This is a genomic window from Methylobacterium crusticola (assembly GCF_003574465.1).
GTDB lineage: Bacteria > Pseudomonadota > Alphaproteobacteria > Rhizobiales > Beijerinckiaceae > Methylobacterium > Methylobacterium crusticola.
Genome location: NZ_QOWC01000133.1, coordinates 1 through 24243, shown reverse-complemented (window position 1 = coordinate 24243; position 24243 = coordinate 1). Strand labels below are relative to the sequence as shown.

Below are 24243 nucleotides of genomic sequence, written 5' to 3'. Positions count from 1 at the left end.
TCCTGGGCCGGCCACCCTTGCGCCCCCGCGCCAGGGCTGCCTTGAGACCCTCCACGGTGCGCTCACGGTTGAGGTCGAGGAAGTACTCGGCCATGGCGCCATGCACCTGGAGGGCGAAGCGGCCGTGGGCGGTGTCGCTGTCGAACTGCTCGGTGAGGCTGCGGAAGTGGACGCCCTGGCGGCGCAGGGCGTCGATGGTGCGCATCATCTCGACGAGGGATCGGCCGAGGCGGTCGAGCTTCCAGACCACCAGCACGTCGTCGGGGCGCAGGTAAGCGAGCGCCGCCTCGAACTCGGGCCGCTCGCTGCCGGCCTTGCCGGACTTCTTCTCCTCGAAGATGCGGGAGCAGCCGGCGCCCGTGAGGGTGTCGCGCTGAAGGTCGAGGTTCTGGTCGGTGGTGGAGACGCGAGCGTAGCCGATGAGCATGTCAGGGTAGTGCCACGGGAGGGTATTCCTGGCAGTAGTTTTCCTGCCACGTTTTCCTGACATCGACGACGTGCCGGCGCTCTCGCGTCAAGCGCGTCAGCTGAGACGGCTCTCAAAGGTGAAGGAAAACGGTCGTTTTGTTGACATTCTCAATCCGTCTCGCCGGCCAGGGCAAACGCATGAACTCTGACGGGCGCCGACGCTGGCGGTGATGGCGTAAAATGTCGCGCTTCCGGTAGGAGGCGTGCGATGATCGAGGGGTTGGTCGAGCAGTTCGCTACATTGGAGGATAACGCTGCCCTAAGGACAATCTCGGCGGCTCATGGGGTAACTCGTCTCATGCATTTTCCCTGGAGTTTGGAGACCACCAGCGTGTCACCGGCCGGGTGAACTCCACTGCCGCCTCGAGCTGCGGCCGGCTGCCGATCGCCGACACTCGCTCTTGGAACAGGCGCTCGCACCCGAGGGCCGCCAGCTCCCTGACCTAAGCCCTCAGGCCGGCCTCTTGCTCGAGGGTCGAGGTGCGGGCTTAGCCGATCACCATGGCGACGGGTCCATTCCACAGGGTCCTGGACATGGTGGCATGGACCATTCCAGAACGAAATACTTCTCTGTCGAACAAGCTGAGGCGCAGGGCGGCGGAACGCTCCATACAGGCAGGGCCTATTAGAACACTGCCTTCCCTGGGATCGCTTCCATTCGAGCCCGACTTCAGACGTGCAGGCTTAGAGTTCCCTTGATAAACTACGAAAAGGCCGGAGTACTGGTCTCGGAGTGACACAGCGTATCACCGGCGCTTCTCCCCGCTGGGTTCGAATTCGTTGAAGTGGTAGGCCATTGTGGGTGCCAGTCGGGCGATATGCGGCTCCCATTGTGCCCTCAGCGCGAGATAAGTCTCTGCCCCTGCCTCATCGGGCATCGTCTCGACGCCGGCTGCCGAGAGCCGCCTGATAGCCGCTGCGAAGCGGGTGCGCCATGCCTCGCTCTCGGCGCTGTTCACGTCGGCTGGGGCGGGCAGGTCTCCAGGTAAAAATGTTCTTTCCAGCGTGACAACGAGCAGCATGGCAACGCGCCAGATTGCATCGACAGCGGCGGCCTCCTTCAGCCATGCTGCCTGATGGTCTGCAATCCCGCTGCGGATCAGGGACACAGTGTCCAGGGCGATGAATGCCTGTGCCGAGACCGAATAGAAGGGCTCCCGGAAGCGGAAGTAGAACAGCAAGGGATAGAAGTGGTGCGCCTCCTTCATCTCGGCCATGGACCCCGCGATGTCGGCCAAGTGGGTGTATCCTGAATTAAAATGCTCCTGAGACCCAAGCCGGGCCAGGAGTTCGGCTGCATCCGTGGTTTCACCCGCTAATAGATGCAGCTTCAGTCCGAGTGCGTTGCGCTGCCGAAGCGCACTGTAGACTTGCATGACGTAGGTCAGGACCAGCGACGTCACCGACATCCCGACGAGCGAGTTCACGAGATAGAGGACGCGGTAGGCGTCAGTGACCGGCTTGAAGTCGCTAGCCCCCACAATCGCCATGCTGCTGCCGCCCGCATAGAGGGCGGTCATGAAGTCGGACGGCGTCTCGCCGCTGCTCGCCCGAACGGCCGTCCCGAGCGCGGGGTGGATGATCAGGCCGGCTCCGAGGGTCAGTCCCAGTGCCCAGAGCAGGACGTAGATGATAAGGATGATCGGGCCGCAGAAGGAGAGCACAGCGCCCCGCTTCTGCCCGAACGCATCGGCAGCACGGCGGAAGATTGCCCAGGTGAGATGGGCGACCCGGTCCGCGATCAGGCCCGTCCCGATGCGCGTGTAGAGGACCGTCAGGAAGATGTCGGCGAGGACGAGACCTATGACGAGCGCGCCCGACGCCCGTTCGAGGACAGGCAGCATCAGGCTAGCCTCCTTCCAGCCTCAAGCGTTGATCAGCGTCCAGGGACGCATCGCCTCCGGGCCGATGATGTCAGGGGGCGGCTTGAAGTCGCGTGCCACACCGCGCATCGCCTCGGCAGGACGGCGAAAGCCGCTGCGGCGGCGGTAATCCTGTCGGACCTTCTGGGACGGGGCGAGGGGTGCCCCCGAGAGGTTGTGCGCGCAGATCACGTCTACGGCTGTAACGCCGGCCAAAGCCAGAAGGGCGATCAGCACGTTGTCCTTGCGCGGATTATGGCCCACCAGCCCGCGCAGGACCGTGGCGATGTCGAGCGCGTCTCCCGCGACGCGCGCCGAGATCCAGGGTGTCGGATCGCGCGAGCCCAAGATCCCGGCACCCTGTAGGAGTTCGCGCACGCCGTAGGCTTGGATGACCGGGGCTACACGCGGCATCCCGAGCCACCGGGCAATGGCACCGCCACACGCCACTTCGGTCAGACCGAGGCCGATCGAGAACCAGCCTAGGCCGTGGGCGAGTTCCCTGGTTGCGGGATCCGGTCTCCGGCGCGGGTCCGAGGTGAGATACCTCGGCAGAGAATAGGGCACAGGGGCGCGGCCCTGGTCACGTGGGGCCATGGCATCGGACATGCTGACTTCCTCGGTGCAGCAACGGGGAGGAGTGGCAGGCCCGCCGCAGCGCGACGAGCTGCGGAGCCACTCAGGGCCGGAGCACGACCTTGATGCAGTTGTCCTTCTTGTCGCGGAAGGTCTTGTACATCTCGGGCCCTTGTTCGAGCCCGACCCGGTGGGTGATGACGAAGGAGGGATCGATCTGCCCCTCGTCGATGCGCTTGACGAGGTCATCCGTCCACCGGTTCACGTGGGTCTGCCCCGTGCGAATGGTCAGCCCCTTGTTCATCAGGGCTCCCATCGGCACTTTGTCGACGAGCCCGCCATAGACGCCCGGGATCGAGATGATGCCAGCGGGGCGGCAGACATAGATCATCTCGCGCAGCACTGCGGCGCGGTCGCTCTCCAGCATTACAGCCTGCTTCAGTCGGTCGTAAGCGTGTTCGAGCGCGCGCGGCGAATGTGCCTCCATGCCGACGGCATCGATGCACTTCTCCGGACCCTTGCCGTCGGTCAGCTCATTGAGGCGCTCGATCACGCTCTCCTGCGCGTTGTCGAGGGTGATGGCCCCACCCGCGCGTGCCATCTCGAGGCGCTCGGGCACGCTGTCGATGCAGACCACCTGCTTGGCCCCGAGCAGGACCGCGGAGCGCAGCGTCATCTGGCCGACCGGGCCGGCGCCCCAGACCGCGACCGTATCGGTCGGCTGGATGTCGGCCTGCACCGCCGCCTGCCAGCCGGTGGGGAAGATGTCACCGAGAAACAGCACCTGCTCGTCGCTCAGGTTCTCCGGCACCTTGATGTGGGTCTTGTCGGCAAACGGCACGCGGACATACTCGGCTTGTCCGCCCTGGTAGCCGCCGGTGAGGTGGGTGTACCCGAATAGGCCCGCGGTGGTGTGCCCGAAGGCTTTGTCGGCGATATGCTTGTTGCGGTTCGAGCGTTCGCAGACGGAGAAGTAGCCGCGCTTGCACTGGTCGCACTCGCCACAGATGATCGTGAAAGGCACGACGACGCGCTCACCTTTCCTGAGAGCGCCGTTGACGCCTTTGCCCATCTCAACGACTTCGCCCATGAACTCGTGGCCCATCACGTCGCCCTTCTCCATGCCGGGCATGAAGTGGTCGTAGAGGTGCAGGTCCGAGCCGCAGATCGCACAGGCGGTCACCTTGATAATTGCGTCGCGCTCATCCTCGATCTTGGGGTCCGGAACTGTATCGCAGCGGATATCCTGAGTGCCGTGCCAGACCAGTGCTCTCATCAGAATTCTCCACAATGCGTAGTAGTTATTAATAAAAATTGGGTAAGGTACACCTACTCCGAAAGTATTTTCAATACGATAACATATGCTTGTATGTGAATTACTTTTTTCTCTATGTGTCAGCTTGGCCGATACTAAGCTCGACTTTGGCCAATACCCGCCTGCCAGCGGACGAGCGCCTGCCGAGACGACGTCCACATAGGAGCGTGTCCGTTGGTGGTTTCCGATCGGTGCGGACGCGGTTTCGGGGCCTCGGACGTGTGTCGCCAGGAAGGCGGCCGAGGCACCCTCGTGGTCGTCCGGGTGGAGGGCGTCGAGCCAGCCGAAGCCGAGGCCGGTTCGGGTGTCTGGCCGGTGCAGGCGTACCAGGACTGGCTGAGATAGGTGGTGACGCCGTCAGGGTCGGTGATCCACATCAGGGCTGGTCCGTGGTCGGCCAGGTGCCGGAACCAGATCTCACCTTGAGCCTGCTGCCGAGGCGCGACCGAGCCCTTCAGTTCAACTGGCGACGCCACTCGGTCGTAGTTCGACATGCTGGATCGCCCCCGGGCGCCTTCCGAACCCGTGTCAAACGCAGTACAATGAATGAACCCTCGCGGGGAGTAGTTCTTGCTCGGCAGTTTTCAGCAACGTCGGCTGCCTCAAAGCGAAGCTACATTCGTAGAGATGTAGCCATTCGAAAATCACGAAAGTGGATGCGGCGTATCAGCTGACACTCGGATCGAGATAGGCGGCAAGTAGACATTCTGTAGGTTTGGTTGCGTCCCAGTTCTCTCAAGATCGGAGGAGACGAGCTATGGCAGAGACAGATAAGTCGTCGGCTGCGAGCCACCCGCTCATCGAGAGTGATCACATCGAGGGCACGGTCGTCTACGACGCGGACGGGAAACGGGTCGGAACCATCAAGCGTCTCGTGATCGAGAAGGTTGGTGGCCAGGTCGCCTATGCTGTCACGACGTTCGGTGGCTTCCTAGGCTTGGGTGCCGAGACACATTCAATCCCGTGGGAACAGCTGAACTACGACACAGCGCTCGGCGGCTACAAGACGAGGATCACGGAGGAGCAGCTGCGTAAAGCACCCGAGTTCTCCCGCGGCGACGAGTTGCTCCTGTCTGGACACGAGAGGAAGCAACTCGGTGACTACTACGTGGCTCCCTTCTGAGGGCCGCCCCCGCCCTGTCTCTCGATGCCGCAAGACTCTCGCCCGAGGTGACGCGCACCTGAGCAGCCAAGCGACAGATGGTGGGCACCCGTGAACTTCTTGGCCGTGAGCCCAGGATCTCCGCCGCCGCGCCCATGGGGCCTGAGGGTGTGTCGTGCGCTTCAGCCTCCACCCGGACACCAGGATGCTTGTGAAGGACGAGAGCACCCAGTTCGGGAAAGGATGCGACGTCTCGGTGGGCACCGTCTTGGATCACCAGCTCGGCGCGTCTCCTAAAGGTCAGCCGCGGTTTTGAGATCGCGGCTTAATTCAGTGCGCCACGCACCGCCGCCGACAGCTGATGCCCCGGGCGCCTACTTGCCGAACTCCCAAATCGCAGCTTGAGGAACACCTGGTCATCCTTTGATGCCGTGCCGATGGAGCGGGATATTAGCCAAGGGGCCTGTCGCAAACGCGAACGGGCCGCCGTTCACCGGCCGTTAGCCATACCCGCCCAGCTTGCCGCTCCGCCCCGGAGCCGGCCCATGATCCTGAACGCCCTCGCCCTCAAGCTGAAGAGACAGGCCCGCGGCGACTTCAGGAGCCGGCACTTCGAGGCCACCCTGATCGTCCAGGCCGTCTCCTGGTACCTGCGCTACGCCCTGAGCTATCGAGACATCGAGGAGATGCTCGTGGAGCGTGGCCTCACGGTCGACCACTCCACCATCAATCGCTGGGTGCTGGCCTACGCACCCGCCATCGAGCGCCGGCTGCGCGGGTTCCGCAAGCCGCACTGCGGCTCCGTGAGGGTGGATGAGACCTACATCAAGGTGCGGGGTCAGTGGCGCTACCTGTACCGGGCCATCGACAAGCACGGGCAGGCGGTCGACTTCCTGCTCACCGCACAGCGCGACTTCGACGCCGCCAAGCGCTTCTTCCGTAAGATGCTGCAGGATCAACCGCTTCTCGCGCCTGACCGTATCGGCACCGATGGCGCCGGTCCGTACCCGCCAGCGATCGCCGAGAGCCGCAAGGAGGGCCTGCTGCCGCGCACGCCCGTCCACCACGTCACCAAGCACCTGCAGCAAGGGATCGAGAGCGACCACTTCCGGGTCAAACGGCCGATGCCGCGGGTCGGTGGGTTCCGGTCGTTCAACACGGCACGGCGGACGATCCAGGGCTTCGAGGCCATGCTGTGGCTGCGCAAAGGCTTCGGGTTCGGGGGCGCCTGGACCGTGCGCGAGCAGAGCCGCCTGCTCGCCACCTGCTTCGGGCTTTCCGTCGCGAACAAAGCGTGAAAGCGGGGCGGCAGAGGCCATTCTGCAGCTCGCAGCCGAGTTTGCGACAAGCACATGCAGCCTCGGGCCGGAGATGGGATCACGGCCCTGCGCGACGCGGTGATCCAGTTCGACGCCGAGGGGCTCGCCGGGGTGGTGGATCGTCCGCACGGCCACAGGCGAGAGATCCCCGTCGGGTCATTGAAGTAGTCGTTCAGCGAACGGCAGAACCGGATGTGCTCGCTTTCGGGGCTGCTGGGCAGCGCGTTGCGGCTCTTAACCCAAGAGTTGGCCGCAATCACGCCGACAATCGAGATTATCACGAGTTGGCAGTGTTATATCGCTGCGCGAGGCCTATTGAGAAACTCTCCGATGCTTGTCGGCAGCTCTATCTCTCGTGCGCGGGCGAGTGCGATAACCCCATACGGCGTCTGATCGGCGTGGAATTTACGCCGCGAACGGAGTTTTTCAGCAGGCCCGGCGCGTCGGTAACACACGAAGCTGGCCCAGGGCCAACCCGCTCTGCAGGCGGTCACTAAACCCTTCGAGCGACGTCGCCATGATCTCCATGGGACCGGTGCGGCGCTCCACGGTCTCGTGGAAACGGCTGGTTTCGCTCCCGCACCGGCGCTGGGCCGCATAAGCCGTCAGTGCTGAGCGCGACTGCACCGCATTGGACACCAATTTACGCCAAGCAGCCCCCGAGAGGAGCGCCTATAACTCCTCTAGCGACCCCATCTCCCGTCAAACCTGTCGCGAAAATGCATCAGACAGGCAGTATTCGTGAATTTGAATGTTGACGAAAGCTTGACAGCTAGAACATAGCATGTGAGCACTTCTCGGTGGGCTGTCTCCAACTGCCGATGAATGTCGGGAGATGCCGAAGTGCGAAAACTTGCTCGCTCCAACAAGTGGGTGGCAGTAGCCGGCTTGGCTGCGGTGAGTTTCACGGCTACCGAGCAAGTCCGGGCGGCCGAGTCCGCTCAGGGCGTATACGTGTTAGGCAACCGCGGTCCACTCGCAGGCGTGACACCACCACCCGGCTTCTACTTCGAAACTGAAGCTTACTTCTACCAGGGTAATCTCGGCGGCAACCGCACCTTCCAGAGCGGCGGCGTGGTGGCGGCGAACGTCAAGCTCGACACGAGCGCAGCCTTCGTGACGCCCATTTGGGTCACGCCGGCCGAGATCCTGGGCGGGAACCTCGGCTTCTCCGTTACCGTCCCGTTCGGTACCCCCAACGTGAGCGCCGGAGCGGTGCTGTTCTCCCCGCGCATCGACCGCATCGTCGGCGGGCGCGAACGCGACGCCGTGTTTAACGTCGGGGACATGTATCTCTCCTCGTTCGTCGGATGGCATTCCGGCAACTTTCACTGGAACGTCACACTGACCGGCGTCGTACCCTCCGGCTCCTACGAGACGGGCCAGCTGTCCAACATCTCGCTCAACCGGCCGGCGCTCGACCTCTCCGGGGCCCTGACCTACCTCGACCCAGTCCTCGGCTACGAGCTCTCAGTTATCCCAGGCTTCACCTACAATTGGATCAACCCGGCCACCCAGTACCTGACTGGCACCGAGTTCCACCTGGAGTGGTCGGCCTCGAAGTACCTGACCAAGGAGCTGTCGCTCGGCGTCGTCGGCTATTATTATAACCAGCTCACCGCTGACAGCGGCTCCGGCGACAGGATAGGCCCCTTCAAGGGGCGGGTCACGGCCGTTGGTGGCCAGATCGGCTACAGCTTCAAGCTCGGCGAGATCCCGGTCTCGACGAACGTGAGGGTCTTCCGCGAGTTTGACGCCACGAACCGGTTCCGGGGCACGGCGACTTACCTCACGATCTCAGCCCCACTCTGGGTGGCACCGCCGAAGCCTGTCGCGGAGGCGAAGCCCGTCATCGCGAAGTTCTGACGGACATCGGCCGACAACGCCCGGCGGGTTGCGCAGCCAGCGCGCCGTAGGCGAGGATATTCGGTTGCGCAACTCCCTGCTCGCTTGTGCTGCCGGCTCATCAAATACGAAAACCATTCTCATAGCGCGCACGTAGCCTTGCCCAGATATGTAACTGATGTAAGTTAAAACCGCATGCCGAACGGGTGTCGAAGGCGCACCGGCTTGCCATGGAATTCTAAGGCCGTTCGCGGTTTCCGGCTGCCCACGGGCGTGCTCGTCTACTGGTGTCGAGGAGTGCGTGATGATGAACGCTCCCGTACTCCACCAACCAGCCATCGCTCCGGATCCGCCCCCGGGCATGACCTTCTTGCGCGGTGGCACCTTCCGCATGGGCTCGGACCGACACTACCCCGAGGAAGCGCCGGTACACTGCGTCACTGTCGGCGGCTTTTGGATGGACTTCACCCCGGTCACCAACCGGCAGTTCCGCGAGTTCGTGCGCGCCACAGGTTATGCTACACTGGCTGAGCGGCAGCCGGACCCGCGTGATTATCCCGGGGCGCTGCCGCACATGCTCCAACCCGGCTCGCTGGTGTTTAAACCGCCGAAGGGACCGGTCGACCTGAAGAACTGGAGCGTTTGGTGGCGGTTCAAGTTCGGTGTGCACTGGCGGCGGCCTTACGGACCGGGCTCGTCGATCGCGGGGCTGGACGAGCACCCCGTTGTCCACGTCGCATACGCGGATGCCGAGGCCTACGCGGCGTGGGCCGGCAAGGACCTGCCCACCGAAGCCGAGTGGGAGTTCGCCGCACGGGGCGGCCTCGATGGGGCCGAGTTCGCCTGGGGCGACGAGCTCACGCCCGGCGGCCGGCACATGGCCAACACGTGGCAAGGCGCCTTCCCGCACCAAAACCTCGCCGAGGACGGCTACGAGCGCACCTCGCCCGTCACTGCCTTCCCGCCGAACGGCTACGGGCTTCAAGACATGATCGGCAACGTCTGGGAGTGGACGTCCGACTGGTACGCGCCAAGGCACCCGGGCGAGGTCCCCAAAGCCTGCTGCATTCCCCTAAATCCGCGCGGCGGGTGCGAGGCCGACAGTGTCGACCCCCGCAACCCTATAAGCGGGATCCCCTGCAAGGTAGTGAAGGGCGGCTCACATCTCTGCGCCCCGAACTACTGCCGCCGCTACCGCCCCGCCGCCCGCCATGCGCAGCCGATAGACTCGGGCATGAGCCACGTCGGCTTTCGATGCATCCTCAGAACTTGTGATCGCGGCTTCAGGCAGGCGGGAGCAGAGCGGTGACCGAAGCCGACTCACATGAACCGGACCTTGCCGATCCCGGCACAGTCCCGGCCGCGGACAGGTTCGAAGTTAGGGTTACGGCGGACAGTCATTTCGCCTGGCTCCGCACCCGCCTCAGCCTCGAACGCACGATGATGTCATGGCTGCGGACGGCAGTCTCGCTGATCGGCTTCGGTTTCGCGATCGTTCAGTTCTTCGAGCATTTGCAACAGTTGCCTGGAGTTCGCCCTGCCTATCGTCCAGAAGCCCCCCAGTACTTAGGCCTCGCATTGATCATGTGTGGAGTCCTGGCACTTATTATCTCGATTTGGCAGTACCGCTGGACGGTTCATTATCTGTGGGGCGGATCGTTCGGCGCACTTGCCGGAATGACTCGAGATGGGATGCAATCGCCGGTCCTTGCAATTGCCGTCCTCCTAATCTGCATCGGCCTGTTTGCGTTCTTTGCCGTGCTGCTGCGCCTCGTCTAGCCGCCCCTAATGAGCGGCCGGGATTGATGCGAGGCTCCGAAATCGTCGACCCAGTCAAAGGAGATTGCGATGGCAAGAGCAGGCAGACCGAACATCCTCATCCTCTGGGGCGACGACATCGGCTGGTGGAACATCAGCTACAACAGCCGCGGCCAGATGGGCTACCGGACCCCCAATATCGATCGGATCGGCAACGAGGGCGTCGCCTTCACCGACTACTACGGCCAGCAGAGCTGCACGGCCGGCAGGGCCGCGTTCATCACAGGCCAGAACCCGATCCGCACCGGCCTGACCAAGGTCGGCATGCCTGGAGCAGATGTAGGTATTCGCGCGGACGATCCTACCATCGCAGCATTGCTAAAACCCCTCGGCTACGCCACCGGCCAGTTCGGCAAGAACCATCTGGGTGACAAGGACGGATGTCTCCCGACGATGCATGGCTTCGACGAATTCTTCGGTAACCTCTACCACCTCAATGCCGAGGAGGAGCCGGAAGACCCAGACTACCCGAAGGATCCAGCATTCAAGCAGCGGTTTGGACCCAGAGGCGTGCTGCACTGCTGGTCTGACGGCAAGGGCGGACAAAGGATCGAAGACACGGGTCCCCTTAACAAGAAAAGAATGGAAACAATCGACGATGAGACGACATCACATGCTCTCGAATTCATCGAGAAGAGCCACAAGGAAGGAACGCCATTCTTTATCTGGTATAACACGACTGCTATGCATTTTCGGACTCACTGTGCCGACAAGCATAAGGGCAAAAGCAGTGGTCAAGGAGACTACAACGATGTCATGGTTGCTCATGACGAAAACATCGGTACGATGCTAGCTAAGCTCGATGAGCTTGGCATCACTAATGACACCATTGTCATGTATTCGACGGATAACGGCCCACACTACAACAGCTGGCCGGATGCCGGGATCACTCCATTCCGCAGCGAGAAGAACACCAACTGGGACGGGGGTTGGCGTGTGCCCGTCTTCGTACGCTGGCCCGGCAAGATCAAGGCGGGCTCGGTTTTGAATGGCATCGTGAGCCATCAGGACTGGTTTCCGACGTTTCTCGCTGCCGCCGGGGAGCCAGGCATCAACGAGAAACTCCTCGACGGCCATCAGGTTGGCGCGCAGACTTATAAGGTCCACATCGACGGTTACAATCTGCTGCCGTACCTGACGGGTGAGGTTAAGGACAGTCCTCGGAGCTCCTTCTTCTACATCAGTGATGACGGTGACATTCTAGCAATCCGGTTGAATGATTGGAAGATGGTCCTCATGGAGCAGCGCGCGAAACAGCTTATGTGCTGGTTCGAGCCATTCGTGAAGCTGAGGGCGCCGAAGATATTTAATCTGCGTCGCGACCCGTTCGAGCGCGCCGATGAAAATTCGAACACTTACTGGGACTGGGTCATCTCACACGCTTACTTAATTTATGGGATGCAGGCTGTCGTGGCCCAGCAGATCGCGGCATTCGAACAATTTCCGCCAAGGCAGAAGCCGGCTGCGTTCAACCTGGATGCGGTACTGCGCCAGTTGGAGGAGTCATCCAGTAGTAGTCATCACTAAATAACTGCCTGACTTCCGAGAGAATGGACGGGCTCGATGATAAGATTGACGCCCTCATCCTGGCACAGAGATGTGCTAGCAGAGGGTGTTCACTACGTCGGTCCCTCCTCTCGTTCTATATCCAGGACGGTTGGCCGTTCACCACGATTGTATCGTTCGTCGTGAAAAGGAATTTAAATTATGGATCTACTTCAACTAGAGCGTACGCTGCCGCTGTTTACTTATCACACTAGGATGTGGCGCAGTGGTCCCGTGCCGGCCTCAGAAGTTGAGAGGACGACGGGCTCCGTCAACTCGGACCGGTCTGCCGACCTGCCGCGGGCACCAGAAGGAGTGTACGCAACTGCATCTCGCCGAGCACACGGCCAAGTTCGCGGTAGGTGAAGTACGGTATCAGTGCAACGAACAGCACCCAGGCGAGAGCAATCAGACCCAGCGGTCCACCAGCGATCTCCGGAAGGACCTCGTCCACGGCCTTTCCGTGCCAGGCGCCGACTAGCACCTCCTCGAGTACGGTGGCGCAGACTAGGACAGCCGCGAACAGGAGCGAGCGGTAAACGATTGCGTAGACGAGCCGCCCATCCCGCAGGCGCTGACCGATAGACCCAGAGCCGACGTGCGCGGCCTCGAGAAGCAGCATGAACTTGGCGAGCACCAGAGCGTTAATCAGTCCAAGTGCGTAGAAGTGGTAGCCCGGATAATGCTGAACGTTCTGATCGAGCCGACTGTAGAGGTTGATACTGAAGAAAATAAGCGTCCCGAACACGACTAAGAGGTAGGCGGTGAATGCTAGATAGTTCTTCGTTTCTTGGATGGCGCGCTGGAAGAGAGACGGGTTCGGCACGTTGACGCTAGCACCTGCCAGCTCCGGCTGGTCGACAATGGGGGTAACTTCTTGAGGGGAGAGGGGCATGGCTGATTTTCCCTGGTTCAGGAGCCCTCAAGAACTTGGACAGACGGCGTCGCCATACGTGGCCGAGGGCTCCACGCCAAGCGGCGGCGTCAGACGCCGTGTTCGAGCAGATCCCTCTGCCTCCAACCTTACTCGAGCAGACCACCACTACAACCACCAATGAGGGCGGATCAGTAGTTTAGGTCGCGCGTTTTGCCAGACAACGAAGCGGCTCAATTGGTTGATCGGGCGAGTTGAAAACGCGGTTGGGCCGCCGTTCACGGTTCATAGCCATGCCAGCCCAATTTGTCGCCTCGGCTCCGGAGCCGGCCCATGATCTTCAACGCCCTCGCCCTCAAGCTGAAGAGAGAGGCCCGCGACCACCTCAAGGGTCGGCACTTCGATGCCACCCTCATCGTGCAGGCCGTCTACTGGTACCTGCGTTGTTTCGGATCGTTGGACCGGCGCCGAGCAGAGACATCGGTTCCATACGCCGGCTTTATGCGAATGGCCCCGCCATGGCACGCCGGCAGGAAGCCATCGACGACGAAGTTTAATTTCCTGACACTCGATCCTTGCAGTACTAAGTGTTTGAAGCAGCTGTGCGTTTTGGTGCATTTATGTGGCGCCAAGTTGTCGGAATGGGCTGTGCTTCAACGAGCTTCAATACTCGTTGATTGGCGTGACCAGCTGCGACACTGCCTGCAGCTAAATCAACGACGTCACGTCACTCCATGTGGAGTCAATGAAGTCATTAGGCGTCATGTCGATGCGCACACCGTCGCGGTGCTTAAGGGACAGTTAACGAATTGATGTTGATTTGCCCCGAGAAGCGTCGCGCCACCTGGGGGCACACCATGCCTGTCATCGTGATCAGCAATCCGAAAGGAGGCACTGGCAAGAGCACGACCTCACTCGTTCTTGCCACCACACTCGCTCGCCATGGTGCGAGCGTCACGGCTTTCGATTGCGACCCAAATCGGCACCTCGTCGCATGGAAGGACGGTCCGAGCCGCAGCCGCGTGGAGGTGATCGGCCATGCCGACTCGACCAATATTGCCCGCATGCTGAAGGCCGAAGCTGCGCGCCAGCAGTTCGTGATTGCCGACCTGGAGGGCACCGCGTCGCTCATGGTGGCGAGCGCCATCCTGGCGGCCGATCTGGTGCTCATCCCAACGCAAGGCTCGGCGATGGACGCTTCTCAGGCTCGACGGGCTATTTCCTTCATCGAAGACCAGGCTGTAGCGGTTGGACCACGCCCCTACAGAGTGCTGTTCACCCGCACCAAGCCGGGTTTCGCCACCCGTGACGAGCGTGTGATCCGTGAGACCTTGGCCGCAGCCGGCGTGCCCATGATGGCGACAGACCTCGCCGAGCGCGCTGCCTACCGCTCCATGTTCACGTTTCGCCAGAGCTTGGAGGAGTTGGACCCGCAGGCGGTCAACGGCCTCGACAAGGCTCTTGAAAACGCTGACGCTCTCGCGGGCGAGGTGATGGACGCTCTGCGGGGCGTGCGGAAAGCAGCCTGAGGAGCTTCCGATGAACCGACCCGTCCCGGCTGGGCTCGCCTCGCTTTCCGACTTTCGCCCCAGCAGCGCTTCTCCTGAAACCGCTGAACCGGCTGCCACGTCCACCAAGGCTATTGCTGAGGCGCATGGCTTCGTGGAGCGAAATCCCGTGACAATCCGCAAGCGGCGCAAGCCGACTGAGGAGCCAACCTATTCGTTCACTGCTCGAGTGAGTGTGCGATCGGCCAACGCCTTCATCGAATGGTGTGAGCGTGAGCGGATGTCCTACCGCGAGGGGTTCGACCGGCTCGTTGCCAAGATTGATTAGGCGTGAGCGTGCTGACGACATCGAGATGAGCACGCCGGCCGTTGAGCCGCCTCAGGTTTCGCGGCCGGAAGGGCCGCAAAAGCCCGAGTGGAATCAGGCAGTCATCGGGGCAGCGGTGGCGCCCTGGACCTGCGGGCCAGCCTGAGGGCGAAGCGCGCCTTGGCCTTCAGGGCAGCAGCCTCAGTCGGCAGCAGGGCGCAGGATGCCGCCAATCAGGCCTGATCGGCGATGCGGAGCAGGCGGAAGATCTCGGCCAATCTCAGTGCGCCTGAGCGCGGCGGGCGGCCTTGGCGACCTGCCAGGTGCCCTTGAGAGCTGCCGAGAGGCAGACGCCCCAAGCCTCATTCGTGATGGCGCGGCGGGCCTTCGCGGCGGCGATAGCGGCCACCATGATGGCCTTGCGGTCGTAGCGGCCGGCGACGATCAGCGGCGTAGTGCGGGCCTCGCGACGCACCTTGATCTCGGCAGCGGCGGCGAAGGCACGCTGCGCCGCCATGGCGCGCCGCTCGGCGCCCGTGGAGGGCAGGCGGTCGGCTGCCAGCTCGTGCATGGCAGCGGACCAGGAGAGGGGGCGGTGGGAGGACATCGGTTGAAAGCTCCTGCCAGTTTGTTGCTGCCGCCGACAGACTTGTTAGAATACCCACAGCTTGGTGTGGTCAAGCTTGTGATGGGTATAAAAACAACCGGAATTGTGATGCTCACAACTGGGAACCAGCTACGAGCCGCACGGAGCTTGGTGGCAATGGATCAGGTCAGTCTGGCAGAGCGCGCAGGCGTAAGCGCAAACACGATCCGCGCCATGGAAGGCAAAGGCGCGCAGACACTCACCAGCGGCCTCGATACGGTGCGTGCCGTGCAGACTGCTTTGGAGAGGGCTGGGGTTGAGTTCTTAAATCATGGTCGACCCGGAGTCCGTCTCCGCGATCCGCAGCCATGAGGCGTTGTCCCGGCTTGGAGTTCATCCCTGGGAACAGGGGCGGTGCTGGCATCAGGTTCAGGCAGCGGAAGGCGTGACTTCACCGCCCACGGCGTCTGAGCGAAAAGCCGCGGCCAAGCGCCACAATGAGCGAGTGAAGCTGTTTGCCACCAGCGCAAACACCATTGGGCTCGGGATCTTCGCCGTCTCAGTGGTCGGACCTAGCTTCGGCCAAACGGCTGCCCAAGCAGCCTTCCTGCCCTGGTGGGCTGGTTTGCTGACTTTCGTAGGCCTACATTGTGCTGCGCAGGCCGCCTACAGCCTCATGAAGCCCGAGGATTGACCGTGAACACCCTTGCAGATTGGCAGACATACGGACTGCCCCTGTTCGCGGCCGTGTTCGCCATCGTCGGCCTCGGTGCACTCTGGCTGTCATCGCGTCGCTTCGATCGCCGTTTTGGCGGCGTCAGCACAATGGACGTGAGCGCCGGCGGTAGCCCAACGCACTTCGCGCGCTTCCCACTGCCCGCGCCGCCACGTAACGCAGCCTAATACGCAAGTGGTGGTGGTCAAGGGCCCTGGCTCCCGATGCCGCTGACCTACGCCATCGGTGATCTCCACGGCCGCTCCGACCTGCTCCTCCTGATGCTCCGGCGCATTCGCCAACATCGCGCCGGCGAGCCGCGCCGCCTCGTGCTCCTGGGCGACTACGTCGACAAAGGGCTGGACAGTGCCGGCGTCGTCTGGCTGCTGCGCCTCGTCCAAAGCCAAGATCCGGGTGGGGTGGTCTGCTTGGCCGGTAACCACGACGACATGCTCGTGCAAGCCCCATCGGGTCCTGAAAGCCACCAGTTTTGGGTCGAGCGGGGCGGTCGCGCGACGCTTGCAAGCTACGGTGCCGAAAGGGCCGACGACATCCCCGAGGACGATCGCGCCTGGCTCGCCGCCCTGCCGACCCTCTACCAGGACGACCACCGCATCTACGTGCACGCGGGGCTGCGGCCAGGCGTGCCGATCGAGCCAGAGATCCGCACCGACCGGCTCTGGATCCGGGAGCCGTTCCTCTCAGCCGACTACGACTTCGGCAAGCACGTCGTGCACGGGCACATGCGCCAGCGCTCGGGTGAGCCCGATCTGCGACGTTCCCGCTCTAACCTCGACACGGACGCATGGCGGTCCGGCATCCTAACGGCCGGCGTGTTTGACGACGCGGCCTCGGGTGGCCCGGTCGAGGTGATCCAGGCGACCGGCTCGGCGGCGAATTAAGGACACTTTGGTTGGGTGTCAGCGCACGAAGGAGCGGAGCCCCAGCAAGGCGACGTCTGGAATGCGCAACATCCCGAGGGCTTCAGCCTGGAACGCAAGACCGGCGCACGCGATGCCCAGCAGCGTCGCCAAAATGGGCGCTGGAGGCGTCGAGCGCGGTTCGAAGTCGGCACGCTGCAGAAGTCGTTTGTTCAGCCTGAAACCAGCCATCCGATGCCCCCCCGGGGTAATTACTCAGGGGGTGCGTCCGGCTTTGGCGTGACGCCGGTGGGGCGCTGCTGCGGGGCGCCCGGGGCGCCTCTTGCCGAGTGCCGATTTCACTGATTCCCTCGTGGGATGGGCCGCCACGAGCTGGAACGCCTGAGCAAGGAGGAGTTGATCGAGCTGGTGCTGCGCCTGCAGCGCCCGGACAAGACCTCGCGCACCTCCTCCAAGCCGCCCTCGACCGATCGCAAGGAGCGGCGCGAGCAGGCCAAGCCCGGCGGTGCCAAGCCCGGTCACGAGGGACATAGCCGGACGCTCAGCCCCAATCCCGACGAGGTCGTCGCCCACCGCCCGGGTCATTGTTCTTGCTGCGGCGGCACCTTGGCAGCGGATCTGCCGGCCGAGATCGTCAGCGTGTGCGAGCAGATCGAACTGCCCGAGGTGACGCCGTTCGTCACGCAGCATCAGCGGCTCGCCGTGCGTTGCCCGGCTTGTGGCACCCGCGTCGTCGCTCCCGCGCCGCAGGCGGCGGCCGCCACGCCGTTCGGTCCACGCCTGCACGCGGTGGCGACCTACCTGAAGACCTTCCAGGCTCTGTCCTACGAGCGCCTGCAAGCCGCGCTTGTCGATCTGTTCGGGCTGACCCTCAGCCAGGGCGGACTGATGAACCTGCTTCGTCGAGCCCAAAAGCAGTTCCGTGCCGGCCGCGAGGCGGCGGTCTCGGCGCTGCGCCGAGCTGAGGTGGTGGCCTCAGACGAGACCGGGGTGCGCATCGAGGGCAGCAACGCGTATCACTGGGTGTTCTGCTCGGACGAAGCGGTGGTGCATCACGCCGCCTCGACGCGCGCCGCCGCGGTAGCACACGCGATGATGGACGACCATCGGCCTGCGGTGTGGATCTCGGACCGCTACACCGCCCAGCAGGGCCACGGCGAGCGTCACCAGACCTGCCTGGCGCATCTGGCGCGTGATGCCGCCTACGCGGTCGAGGTCAGCGAGGATCCGGTGCCGCTGCGCCTGCAGCTCTGGCTCGGGTCTGTGTTCAGCTTGGCCGAGCGCGTCACCAACTTGGCGGCCTCGACGCTCGCGGCCAAGCGCCGAGCGCTGGACCGGCAACTGTCCGACATCCTGTCCGCCCCGAGCCGGTGCGATCTGACCCGCGCGCTGCAGGCCAAGATCGGGCGAGCCCGCGATCAGCTCCTGGTCTTCCTCGACCATCCAGGCCGCGTGGCGGTCACGAACAACGGGTGTGAGCGAGCCTTGCGACCGGCCGTGGTGCAGCGGAAAGTGACGAACGGCTACCGGGCCATGTGGGCGGCCGCGGGCGAAGCGGACGTACGCACGGTCGTCGACACCGCTCGCCTCTCGGGCGCGAATACCTTCGCCACCCTCCTCAAGACTATGGGCGCCTGATCGCTTCCCGCGCTCCACCTCGTCGCTGACAGGGTCAGACGGTTCGTGCACCGCGCGGACCCCCCTGGGTAATTACCCCCCGGGCTTGCTTTACCGGGATGGTATCAGTCGCGTTCCGAGCGTCGATGGCTGAAAGGCCACACATAAACCTACTATAGCGACGAGCGGCTGGAGTTCGTGCGCATGAACCGTGTGCGCCGGCCCCTCATGTTCAACGGGCGCCAGGCCCTTACCTACGTCGACCAGATGATGCAGCACGCCCGCGTCCACGGAGGGCTCAACCTGTGATCGACTTCAATCGCGCCTGGCAGGAGCTGGAGGCTTATTGGGCGAGAACCTCGCGCCCGACGGAGGACGAGGCCGACCGCGTTCATGCGTCCCTAGAGCGTCGCACGGGTCCTGGAGGACAAGATTGGAAGGATCTGCTCGCCATCGCCCTCTACGATGTCGGGCTGGAGGCGGTCTTCCAAGACGACATCATCGTCGGGATTGAGAAGCGGGCCTGATCATGCCTCTCGGCTGCCCAGAGTATCTTCTGCCTCCCTGGTCAGACTAGGGTGGCACACCGATCACTGAAGCAGCGGTCGGTCCCGCAGCAGAACCATCAGCAGCGCCGTCGTGACGGCTCGCCGCCGTTCGTCCGGATCGCAATCCGGCTCCGCCATGAAGCGCTTCGCAGCCGGATAGGCGTCCACGGCAGCCGCGAGATCGACCGTGAAGACGCCCACCTCGTGCGACCGCGTCGTCGGATCGGCGAGGTAGACCTGGACCGCCTCGGCCAGGGCTTTCATGTCGATCGGCGGCGCAACGAGCTTCTCGGGCCGGTCGTCGTCGCTCATAGCCTCCCGGCCTCCCTCACCATCGCGCTCTCGCCCGCAGTTCCCGCGCCCTCGCGTGTGCTGTCGAACGTCGGCAGAGGGTCACGAAACCGGCCACGCCGGCGATTAGGATGACGGGCGTGAAGAAGGCGTAGGAGGCTGCGTTCATGCCTTCGCCAGTAGCATCGCCGTCCTTACCGCCTCCTTCCGGAGACTGTCCATCGCGTCTGCCCACACCATCACCTCCCGGGCTCAGGGATGCGCCAGGACCGCGATGGCAGCAGCTTCAATGACGCTGTAAACCATCAGTCTCATTCAAAGCCTGTGTGAGTAGACGGCCAACTTGGAAAAGGCAAATCTCGATCATCTGCACGAGCACCTCATCCTGTGAGCGCCGAGCGGCGCTGAGTGCCAAGATCAGGTAATCTGCGGCTTGGTCAAAAGAGGAGATCGGCTCAAACGCGGGTATGGGCTTGCCCGGGTCAAAAGCCTCCAGATGCCCCTCGGCCTCTGCTCTTTCGAACTCGACTTGGTCGGCTTGGGTCACCGAGCCGAGGTAGCCGAGCAACTCGAATGAGTTTGGGCAGAAGGACGGCATCGCGCAATCTTTCACCCATGTGTAAGACCCGTCCGCAGTTCTCAGCCGGTACACCATCGTGTAGCTCGTGGCCTGGGCAACGGCGGACATAAAGGTCTGCTCGGCCAGTGGACGGTCCTTAGGATGGACGACCTCGAGCCAACCGCTGCCGCGGGCCTGCTCTGCCGGCTGTCCAGTAGCCTCGTGCCATTCAGCGCAGACGTATGCGACTTGGCCCTGTTTATCTGCCGCCCAGATCATGAAGCGCTCCCCGGCGGGGCTTACGATGGGCGCGCCGCGTGATCATTAAAAGGGTCAATTGTCCACGCTGTTCCATCGCGGGTGTGTCACCTATCGCACCAGGACACCCCTAACGTCGGTGGAGGCCTTGCGTCTTTATAGCACCCACGAGAGCGTCCTCCATGAGGCATCCCGCCTTGTAGATCTCGCTGAGGGGAGAGGTTGGGCCCGCCATAGGGCCAGCATACTTCCTGTACTTCCCGGCTATCATGCTCCAATACCGCGCCGGCTGGTCATCAGCTCAATTGCCTACAATACTGTTTCCTGCAAGTTATTAGCACATGTCGAACAGCGATATAGGCCCAGCATGGCAGTCATCATATGTCAAAGACTAAGGCCCGCTTGTGCGTGATTGAAGGCCCTTCTGCGGCTTGGTTACCTTCGGCTGCTGGTTCATTTGACCGCGCCGCACAGCGGATGCGAAACGGGAGAAGTAGATGCTAGGCGACACACGATCGCGCGGCGTTTGGCTTGATCGGCCCCGGCCGGTTGAACTCGGTGGTTTGCGCGACCTCGGCTCTTTGCCTCTGCAGCGTGTGAGGCAGATTGAGGGGGTGCTTGGCGTCGAGATTGACTCAACGCTGAGCACTGCAACCGCTGGCGATGCCACGCTGATGCTCCTGGAGCAGCAGGCCATCGAGTTGGTGCGTGCTTTCACTCAAATCGCTGATGCGGATGCGCGTCAGCGGCTGCTGAAAGCCGTCGAGGTAGCTGCCAAGCGCGACGGAGCCGCCGTTTAGCCCAGGCGGTAGGCGGGTGCCGGCTATGTCCCGAACTCCCAGACCGGAATGCCCCTGTACCGCACCGGCTCGTCCTTCCAGGCCGTCACCTTCCCGAACTTGATCCAGCGCTCTGTAACCTCGATCATGTCGGCCCAGAACGGCATCAGCACGCCGGTCCAGTCGCCCCGGATGATGCCGTGCTTGGGATGCACCCCGAACAGCGTGATGGTGTCCCAGCCCATGGCGTCGGCCTGCTCGCCGAAGCGGGTCACGAAGTCGGCGCAGCGCTCGTGCGTCTCGCGCCACTCGTCGGGCTTGAAGTTCGGACAGGGCGGCTGCGCGGTCGAGAGGCTGGCGAGCCCCTTGGACCAGGCGAGGACGGTGGGCGGCAGGGAAGCAGGGAGGTCGAGGAGGTTCATGCCGGGCATAGGCACCATCCTCGAACGAGATGCCAGACCCAGTCGCAATGCATCGCTTTCACGCTGGCCCACTGCGAGGCGACGAGTTCCCTGGGTGAGCTGGAGCAGCTGGCTAGTGGAACAGGTCTGACGCTTGGTACCCGGGCGCGACGTCCGCAGCGGGTGGAAGCGGGCCCGTGTGCTCGGCATTTGCAGAGACCCACAAAACAGGTCAGCAATGCTGACCTCTTGCTCGTTGCGGACGCCGCATGTTCGACCTGCACTCCTATGCCCTGTTCCTCGCCACCGCCGTGGTGCTCGTCCTCTCGCCGGGACCTGACACGGTGCTGATCCTCTCGCGCACGCTCGCGTCGGGAACCGCCGCGGGGCTGATGACCCTTGTGGGTACGCAGGTCGGCAACGTCATTCACGCCGTTCTCGCGGGCGTGGGCGTCTCCACCGTCATCCTCCTCTTCCCGGTCGCGTTCACGGCTCTGAAGTTCGTGGGCGTCCTCTACCTCCTGTACCTCGCCGTCATGGCGTGGCGCGCGCCTGCGACGCTTGATCTTGATCCTGCCCTTCGAGATCGGGCGGGATATGCCGGACGCTTCTTCGTCCAAGGGCTCGCCAACAACCTCGCCAACCCGAAGATGATCGCGTTCTTCCTGGCGCTGTTCCCGCAGTTCGTGCACCCGGAGGCTGGTTCGCTCGCGCTTCAGAGTCTCGTTCTCGGCCTGACGCTGGCACTCATGGCCGTGGCCTGGATAGGGTTCGTCGTGGTCGTCGTGGGTCGGTTCAGGGCGGTGGTGGCGTCGAGCACCACCTTCCTGAAGATCGCCAACCGCCTCGCGTCCGTGACCTTCGCTGGGCTTGCCTGCCGGTTGGCATTCGAGGAGAGCAGTTAGCACCGCAAAGCCGAGCGTCCGCAGTGGGTGGGCGGCGTCGGTTCAGCAGACAGGTGCTGAATGGTGAAGTCGCGCCACTCCCGGAAATTCGCTCTAGGTCGCTGGAATGGTCTCTCGATAGCTGACAGCGAGTTTTTCGACGCCGCCATATAGCTCCTCTTGTCTGATATTGCGCTCGCGACGAGGAATAATCCGATCACTCTAGACAACCCGATTGACAGTAAGCCTAACGCTGCGCGACACCTTCGATCTGGCAACCGGGTGAATGCCTGAAGGAGACTCCGATGCACCCTGCTCTTTGTGTCGTCTTACTTGCACTCGCTGGTTATCTGATGTCACTGAGTGGCAGTAGTAGCAACGCGCAAGAAGATTACCGGTTAAGCTGTAAGCCTCCATTGAAGTTCATGGCCGGCGCTTGTGTAGTAGCTTGCTATGCAGGGTATGAGGATCAGGGCCGCTGGTGCGAGTTGCGACGTAGCGGTGGCAGCGGTGGAGGCTGAGCGGAATTGGTCCTGAACCAGTCAGTGACCGTCAGTGGTGCGGACCTCGCTGGGGACGCACCCCGTGATCGAGGGTCGCCTCGTTGCAGCGGCAGCGACCGCCGTGGCGGTCCTTGCACACAGGTGAAATGGCCCAAATAGCCACCGCGATGCAGCTCGCCGCACGGAGCGGCAGGCGAGCAATTACCCGGAGGGAAAGATGCTCGACACTCCGCAGCCGGATCTGGCATCCGTCGTCGAGATCATCGCCGAAGCCGAGGATCACGGAACGGACTGGCAGGAGGCCGTCATCTGCGCCTTCCCGGGCATTGACGATGCCGTGCTCTGGCAGGCTCGCGCCGAGTTCAAGCTCGGTGAGACACTGACGTTGATCGAGGAGATCCGAGAAGGGCGGCAGGGGGGAGCAGTCAGCAGAACGCCCGCCGGAGGGTTAGGACCTTGGCGGGCGCGCTGTAGGCAGCAGCTCTGACACTCTGTGAACGGGGGGCATGTCAGGCTGCCGGATCCGCCCCAAAACAAAGAGGCCGCCCTTGCGAGCGGCCCGAAGTCTAGGGAGGAAACGCCCGTGATGGGCAATCCCCATGTGGGGATCACCAGTCCAGCGTGACGTGCGCCAGCGCACGCCGAATGCTGATCCTAGGCCGCAGCACCCTTCCGACGTTGCTGGCCGAGGCCGAAGCTCTTGGCGAGTTCCGAGCGAGCGGCGGCGTAGCTAGCGGCTACCATGGGGTAGTCGCGCGGCAGACCCCACTTCTGGCGGTACTGCTCGGGGGTGAGCCCGCGGGTGGTCAGGTGGCGCTTCAGCGACTTGTAGGGCTTGCCGTCCTCGAGGCTGATGATGTGATCCGGCGTGACCGTCTTGCGGATCGGGACCGGCGGCGTGAGCTTCTCGGGCTCTGGCACGGCTGGCTTGTCGAGCGTGCTGAGCGACGCGTGCACGGACTCAATCAGGCCTGGCAGATCCGAGGGTCTGACCACGTTGTTCGAGACGTAGGCGCTGATGATCTCGCTCGCCATGGTGATGAGGTCGACTCCGGGTGCTTCAATCTCGCTCATTGTCTTTCCATACATTGAAAACGCGCGTATGTAGCACCAATACGTATTTGTCAACAGGTGGTGCAGAGCATTTGAGTGTGCGAATATTTCAATAGAAGTTGCGCACCGCCGCCAACCGGACCTCCACGACCAAGCACAAGTGGGCAGATGCAGCTATATCTAAGCCGTCGCCGGCCCAGCCTCGAAAGGATATGGCCGAACTTTCGGCCCTGCTCGCGGCACAAGCTCCGATCATTCCAAGCCTTGCTCACCCGCGCCTACCGGCACGTGATCGCGCCACCGACGGTAGTTGCGCCATTCTGACCGGATCTTCCTGGGCGCTTGTAAGCCTGTCTGAGGCTGCTACACGGGCGCCCTCTCTCGCGGACGCACTCCTGTGGCGGTCCGGCTCCGCCTGCAGGCTGGATCGCGAGGGAGTTCGTGATGACGGGTCGGTGGCGGACCAGTTCTCCCTGCCGGCCTGTGAGGCTCAGTGGGCCGGGTGGTCACGAGAGGGTCAGTGCGGCGGAGAACAGGAACCGCGACGCCGGCTCATGGCCCACATGATCTCTCGGCCGTGAGTTGGATCCTCACCCAACCTGCAGGTTGCCGGCGGACTGCTTGCCGCT

At 63.0% G+C, this 24243-nt stretch carries 27 protein-coding genes and 1 pseudogene; 17 read left to right on the top strand and 11 right to left on the bottom strand.

Annotated features, from left to right (window positions below):
- From DT057_RS25405 to DT057_RS25385, 4 genes are all read right to left on the bottom strand, one after another.
- Positions 1-427, bottom strand: a 427-nt coding sequence (locus DT057_RS25405) for a recombinase family protein (protein ID WP_162501498.1), incomplete at its 3' end; no start/stop codon positions are given.
- Positions 428-1214: 787 nt separating this feature from the next.
- Positions 1215-2312: a two pore domain potassium channel family protein gene (locus DT057_RS25395; protein ID WP_128564883.1), complete on the bottom strand. Its 1098-nt coding sequence runs from the start codon at positions 2310-2312 to the stop codon at positions 1215-1217.
- Between the two features lie 21 nt (positions 2313-2333).
- On the bottom strand, positions 2334-2939 hold the full coding sequence (locus tag DT057_RS25390; RefSeq protein ID WP_128564882.1) for a cyclase dehydrase: 606 nt from the start codon (positions 2937-2939) through the stop codon (positions 2334-2336).
- A gap of 70 nt (positions 2940-3009) precedes the next feature.
- On the bottom strand, positions 3010-4182 hold the full coding sequence (locus DT057_RS25385; RefSeq protein ID WP_128564881.1) for a zinc-dependent alcohol dehydrogenase: 1173 nt from the start codon (positions 4180-4182) through the stop codon (positions 3010-3012).
- 796 nt (positions 4183-4978) lie between these two features.
- Here DT057_RS25385 and DT057_RS25380 point away from each other — a divergent pair.
- The 7 genes from DT057_RS25380 to DT057_RS25355 all read left to right on the top strand — a co-directional run bounded on the left by DT057_RS25380 (position 4979) and on the right by DT057_RS25355 (position 11832).
- Complete coding sequence (locus DT057_RS25380; protein ID WP_128564880.1) at positions 4979-5344, top strand: PRC-barrel domain-containing protein; 366 nt, start codon at positions 4979-4981, stop codon at positions 5342-5344.
- 524 nt (positions 5345-5868) lie between these two features.
- Complete coding sequence (locus DT057_RS25375) at positions 5869-6621, top strand: IS6 family transposase (protein WP_128564879.1); 753 nt, start codon at positions 5869-5871, stop codon at positions 6619-6621.
- A gap of 54 nt (positions 6622-6675) precedes the next feature.
- Entirely contained in the window at positions 6676-6810 is a 135-nt protein-coding gene (locus tag DT057_RS37285) for a hypothetical protein (RefSeq protein ID WP_269153129.1), read from the top strand.
- Between the two features lie 675 nt (positions 6811-7485).
- A complete protein-coding gene (locus tag DT057_RS25370; protein ID WP_420870329.1) occupies positions 7486-8508 on the top strand; it encodes a SphA family protein in 1023 nt (340 codons plus the stop codon).
- Between the two features lie 283 nt (positions 8509-8791).
- Positions 8792-9796, top strand: coding sequence for a formylglycine-generating enzyme family protein (locus DT057_RS25365; RefSeq protein WP_128564877.1), 1005 nt, complete (start codon positions 8792-8794; stop codon positions 9794-9796).
- Positions 9793-10266, top strand: a complete 474-nt coding sequence (locus DT057_RS25360) for a YidH family protein (RefSeq protein WP_238314353.1) — start codon at positions 9793-9795, stop codon at positions 10264-10266. The genes DT057_RS25365 and DT057_RS25360 overlap by 4 nt, the downstream gene beginning before the upstream one ends.
- A gap of 69 nt (positions 10267-10335) precedes the next feature.
- On the top strand, positions 10336-11832 hold the full coding sequence (locus tag DT057_RS25355) for an arylsulfatase (protein ID WP_128564876.1): 1497 nt from the start codon (positions 10336-10338) through the stop codon (positions 11830-11832).
- 289 nt (positions 11833-12121) lie between these two features.
- On the opposite strand, the gene DT057_RS25350 is transcribed toward DT057_RS25355, so the two are convergent.
- Positions 12122-12745: a hypothetical protein gene (locus tag DT057_RS25350; protein ID WP_128564875.1), complete on the bottom strand. Its 624-nt coding sequence runs from the start codon at positions 12743-12745 to the stop codon at positions 12122-12124.
- Positions 12746-13057: 312 nt separating this feature from the next.
- Between DT057_RS25350 and DT057_RS25345 the strand changes: the two are divergent.
- The 3 genes and pseudogenes from DT057_RS25345 to DT057_RS25335 form a co-directional block, all read left to right on the top strand.
- Positions 13058-13168, top strand: a pseudogene (locus DT057_RS25345) (IS6 family transposase); the annotation flags it as partial.
- A 413-nt stretch (positions 13169-13581) separates the two neighbouring features.
- Positions 13582-14253 carry a ParA family protein gene (locus DT057_RS25340; protein WP_128564874.1) on the top strand — a complete coding sequence of 224 codons (672 nt, stop codon included), beginning with the start codon at positions 13582-13584 and terminating at the stop codon, positions 14251-14253.
- Positions 14254-14263: 10 nt separating this feature from the next.
- Complete coding sequence (locus DT057_RS25335; protein ID WP_128564873.1) at positions 14264-14560, top strand: hypothetical protein; 297 nt, start codon at positions 14264-14266, stop codon at positions 14558-14560.
- Between the two features lie 259 nt (positions 14561-14819).
- On the opposite strand, the gene DT057_RS25330 is transcribed toward DT057_RS25335, so the two are convergent.
- Positions 14820-15146: a hypothetical protein gene (locus DT057_RS25330; RefSeq protein ID WP_128564872.1), complete on the bottom strand. Its 327-nt coding sequence runs from the start codon at positions 15144-15146 to the stop codon at positions 14820-14822.
- A 3-nt stretch (positions 15147-15149) separates the two neighbouring features.
- On the opposite strand from DT057_RS25330, the gene DT057_RS25325 reads away from it, so the two are divergent.
- A complete protein-coding gene (locus DT057_RS25325) occupies positions 15150-15497 on the top strand; it encodes a helix-turn-helix domain-containing protein (RefSeq protein ID WP_308220170.1) in 348 nt (115 codons plus the stop codon).
- A 567-nt stretch (positions 15498-16064) separates the two neighbouring features.
- Complete coding sequence (locus DT057_RS25320; protein ID WP_128564871.1) at positions 16065-16742, top strand: metallophosphoesterase; 678 nt, start codon at positions 16065-16067, stop codon at positions 16740-16742.
- 18 nt (positions 16743-16760) lie between these two features.
- On the opposite strand, the gene DT057_RS25315 is transcribed toward DT057_RS25320, so the two are convergent.
- Positions 16761-16952, bottom strand: a complete 192-nt coding sequence (locus tag DT057_RS25315) for a hypothetical protein (protein WP_128564870.1) — start codon at positions 16950-16952, stop codon at positions 16761-16763.
- A 126-nt stretch (positions 16953-17078) separates the two neighbouring features.
- Between DT057_RS25315 and tnpC the strand changes: the two genes are divergently transcribed.
- Positions 17079-18359 carry an IS66 family transposase gene (gene tnpC, locus DT057_RS25310; RefSeq protein ID WP_128564869.1) on the top strand — a complete coding sequence of 427 codons (1281 nt, stop codon included), beginning with the start codon at positions 17079-17081 and terminating at the stop codon, positions 18357-18359.
- A 284-nt stretch (positions 18360-18643) separates the two neighbouring features.
- On the top strand, positions 18644-18865 hold the full coding sequence (locus DT057_RS25305; RefSeq protein ID WP_128564868.1) for a hypothetical protein: 222 nt from the start codon (positions 18644-18646) through the stop codon (positions 18863-18865).
- A 63-nt stretch (positions 18866-18928) separates the two neighbouring features.
- Here DT057_RS25305 and DT057_RS25300 read toward each other — a convergent pair whose 3' ends face one another.
- Together DT057_RS25300 and DT057_RS25295 are read right to left on the bottom strand one after the other, a co-directional pair.
- The gene (locus DT057_RS25300) at positions 18929-19198 is read right to left on the bottom strand and encodes a hypothetical protein (RefSeq protein ID WP_128564867.1); all 270 of its coding nucleotides are present in this window, start codon (positions 19196-19198) and stop codon (positions 18929-18931) included.
- 265 nt (positions 19199-19463) lie between these two features.
- Positions 19464-20015 carry a PAS domain-containing protein gene (locus DT057_RS25295; protein ID WP_128564866.1) on the bottom strand — a complete coding sequence of 184 codons (552 nt, stop codon included), beginning with the start codon at positions 20013-20015 and terminating at the stop codon, positions 19464-19466.
- 476 nt (positions 20016-20491) lie between these two features.
- Between DT057_RS25295 and DT057_RS25290 the strand changes: the two genes are divergently transcribed.
- Entirely contained in the window at positions 20492-20794 is a 303-nt protein-coding gene (locus tag DT057_RS25290; protein WP_128564865.1) for a hypothetical protein, read from the top strand.
- A 23-nt stretch (positions 20795-20817) separates the two neighbouring features.
- Here the strand turns inward: DT057_RS25290 and DT057_RS25285 are convergent, their stop codons facing one another.
- Positions 20818-21204 carry a hypothetical protein gene (locus DT057_RS25285; RefSeq protein WP_128564864.1) on the bottom strand — a complete coding sequence of 129 codons (387 nt, stop codon included), beginning with the start codon at positions 21202-21204 and terminating at the stop codon, positions 20818-20820.
- A 239-nt stretch (positions 21205-21443) separates the two neighbouring features.
- Between DT057_RS25285 and DT057_RS25280 the strand changes: the two genes are divergently transcribed.
- Together DT057_RS25280 and DT057_RS25270 are read left to right on the top strand one after the other, a co-directional pair.
- A complete protein-coding gene (locus DT057_RS25280) occupies positions 21444-22079 on the top strand; it encodes a LysE family translocator (RefSeq protein WP_128564863.1) in 636 nt (211 codons plus the stop codon).
- 699 nt (positions 22080-22778) lie between these two features.
- Positions 22779-23048 carry a hypothetical protein gene (locus tag DT057_RS25270; RefSeq protein WP_128564861.1) on the top strand — a complete coding sequence of 90 codons (270 nt, stop codon included), beginning with the start codon at positions 22779-22781 and terminating at the stop codon, positions 23046-23048.
- A 167-nt stretch (positions 23049-23215) separates the two neighbouring features.
- Here DT057_RS25270 and DT057_RS25265 read toward each other — a convergent pair whose 3' ends face one another.
- Entirely contained in the window at positions 23216-23635 is a 420-nt protein-coding gene (locus DT057_RS25265; RefSeq protein ID WP_128564860.1) for a Ros/MucR family transcriptional regulator, read from the bottom strand.
- Between the last annotated feature and the right edge of the window lie 608 nt (positions 23636-24243).

Excerpts from the sequence above, each read along its gene's own strand:
- DT057_RS25340 (WP_128564874.1), top strand. The coding sequence starts at position 13,582 with ATGCCTGTCATCGTGATCAGCAATCCGAAAGGAGGCACTGGCAAGAGC.
- DT057_RS25350 (WP_128564875.1), bottom strand. The coding sequence starts at position 12,745 with ATGCCCCTCTCCCCTCAAGAAGTTACCCCCATTGTCGACCAGCCGGAG.
- DT057_RS25295 (WP_128564866.1), bottom strand. The coding sequence starts at position 20,015 with ATGATCTGGGCGGCAGATAAACAGGGCCAAGTCGCATACGTCTGCGCT.
- DT057_RS25270 (WP_128564861.1), top strand. The coding sequence starts at position 22,779 with ATGCTCGACACTCCGCAGCCGGATCTGGCATCCGTCGTCGAGATCATC.
- DT057_RS25355 (WP_128564876.1), top strand. The coding sequence starts at position 10,336 with ATGGCAAGAGCAGGCAGACCGAACATCCTCATCCTCTGGGGCGACGAC.
- DT057_RS25320 (WP_128564871.1), top strand. The coding sequence starts at position 16,065 with ATGCCGCTGACCTACGCCATCGGTGATCTCCACGGCCGCTCCGACCTG.
- DT057_RS25390 (WP_128564882.1), bottom strand. The coding sequence starts at position 2,939 with ATGTCCGATGCCATGGCCCCACGTGACCAGGGCCGCGCCCCTGTGCCC.
- DT057_RS25380 (WP_128564880.1), top strand. The coding sequence starts at position 4,979 with ATGGCAGAGACAGATAAGTCGTCGGCTGCGAGCCACCCGCTCATCGAG.
- DT057_RS25330 (WP_128564872.1), bottom strand. The coding sequence starts at position 15,146 with ATGTCCTCCCACCGCCCCCTCTCCTGGTCCGCTGCCATGCACGAGCTG.
- DT057_RS25315 (WP_128564870.1), bottom strand. The coding sequence starts at position 16,952 with ATGGCTGGTTTCAGGCTGAACAAACGACTTCTGCAGCGTGCCGACTTC.
- DT057_RS25285 (WP_128564864.1), bottom strand. The coding sequence starts at position 21,204 with ATGCCCGGCATGAACCTCCTCGACCTCCCTGCTTCCCTGCCGCCCACC.
- DT057_RS25375 (WP_128564879.1), top strand. The coding sequence starts at position 5,869 with ATGATCCTGAACGCCCTCGCCCTCAAGCTGAAGAGACAGGCCCGCGGC.
- DT057_RS25365 (WP_128564877.1), top strand. The coding sequence starts at position 8,792 with ATGATGAACGCTCCCGTACTCCACCAACCAGCCATCGCTCCGGATCCG.
- tnpC (WP_128564869.1), top strand. The coding sequence starts at position 17,079 with ATGGGCCGCCACGAGCTGGAACGCCTGAGCAAGGAGGAGTTGATCGAG.
- DT057_RS25280 (WP_128564863.1), top strand. The coding sequence starts at position 21,444 with ATGTTCGACCTGCACTCCTATGCCCTGTTCCTCGCCACCGCCGTGGTG.
- DT057_RS25385 (WP_128564881.1), bottom strand. The coding sequence starts at position 4,182 with ATGAGAGCACTGGTCTGGCACGGCACTCAGGATATCCGCTGCGATACA.
- DT057_RS25335 (WP_128564873.1), top strand. The coding sequence starts at position 14,264 with ATGAACCGACCCGTCCCGGCTGGGCTCGCCTCGCTTTCCGACTTTCGC.
- DT057_RS25290 (WP_128564865.1), top strand. The coding sequence starts at position 20,492 with ATGCTAGGCGACACACGATCGCGCGGCGTTTGGCTTGATCGGCCCCGG.
- DT057_RS25395 (WP_128564883.1), bottom strand. The coding sequence starts at position 2,312 with ATGCTGCCTGTCCTCGAACGGGCGTCGGGCGCGCTCGTCATAGGTCTC.
- DT057_RS37285 (WP_269153129.1), top strand. The coding sequence starts at position 6,676 with ATGCAGCCTCGGGCCGGAGATGGGATCACGGCCCTGCGCGACGCGGTG.
- DT057_RS25265 (WP_128564860.1), bottom strand. The coding sequence starts at position 23,635 with ATGAGCGAGATTGAAGCACCCGGAGTCGACCTCATCACCATGGCGAGC.
- DT057_RS25300 (WP_128564867.1), bottom strand. The coding sequence starts at position 19,198 with ATGAGCGACGACGACCGGCCCGAGAAGCTCGTTGCGCCGCCGATCGAC.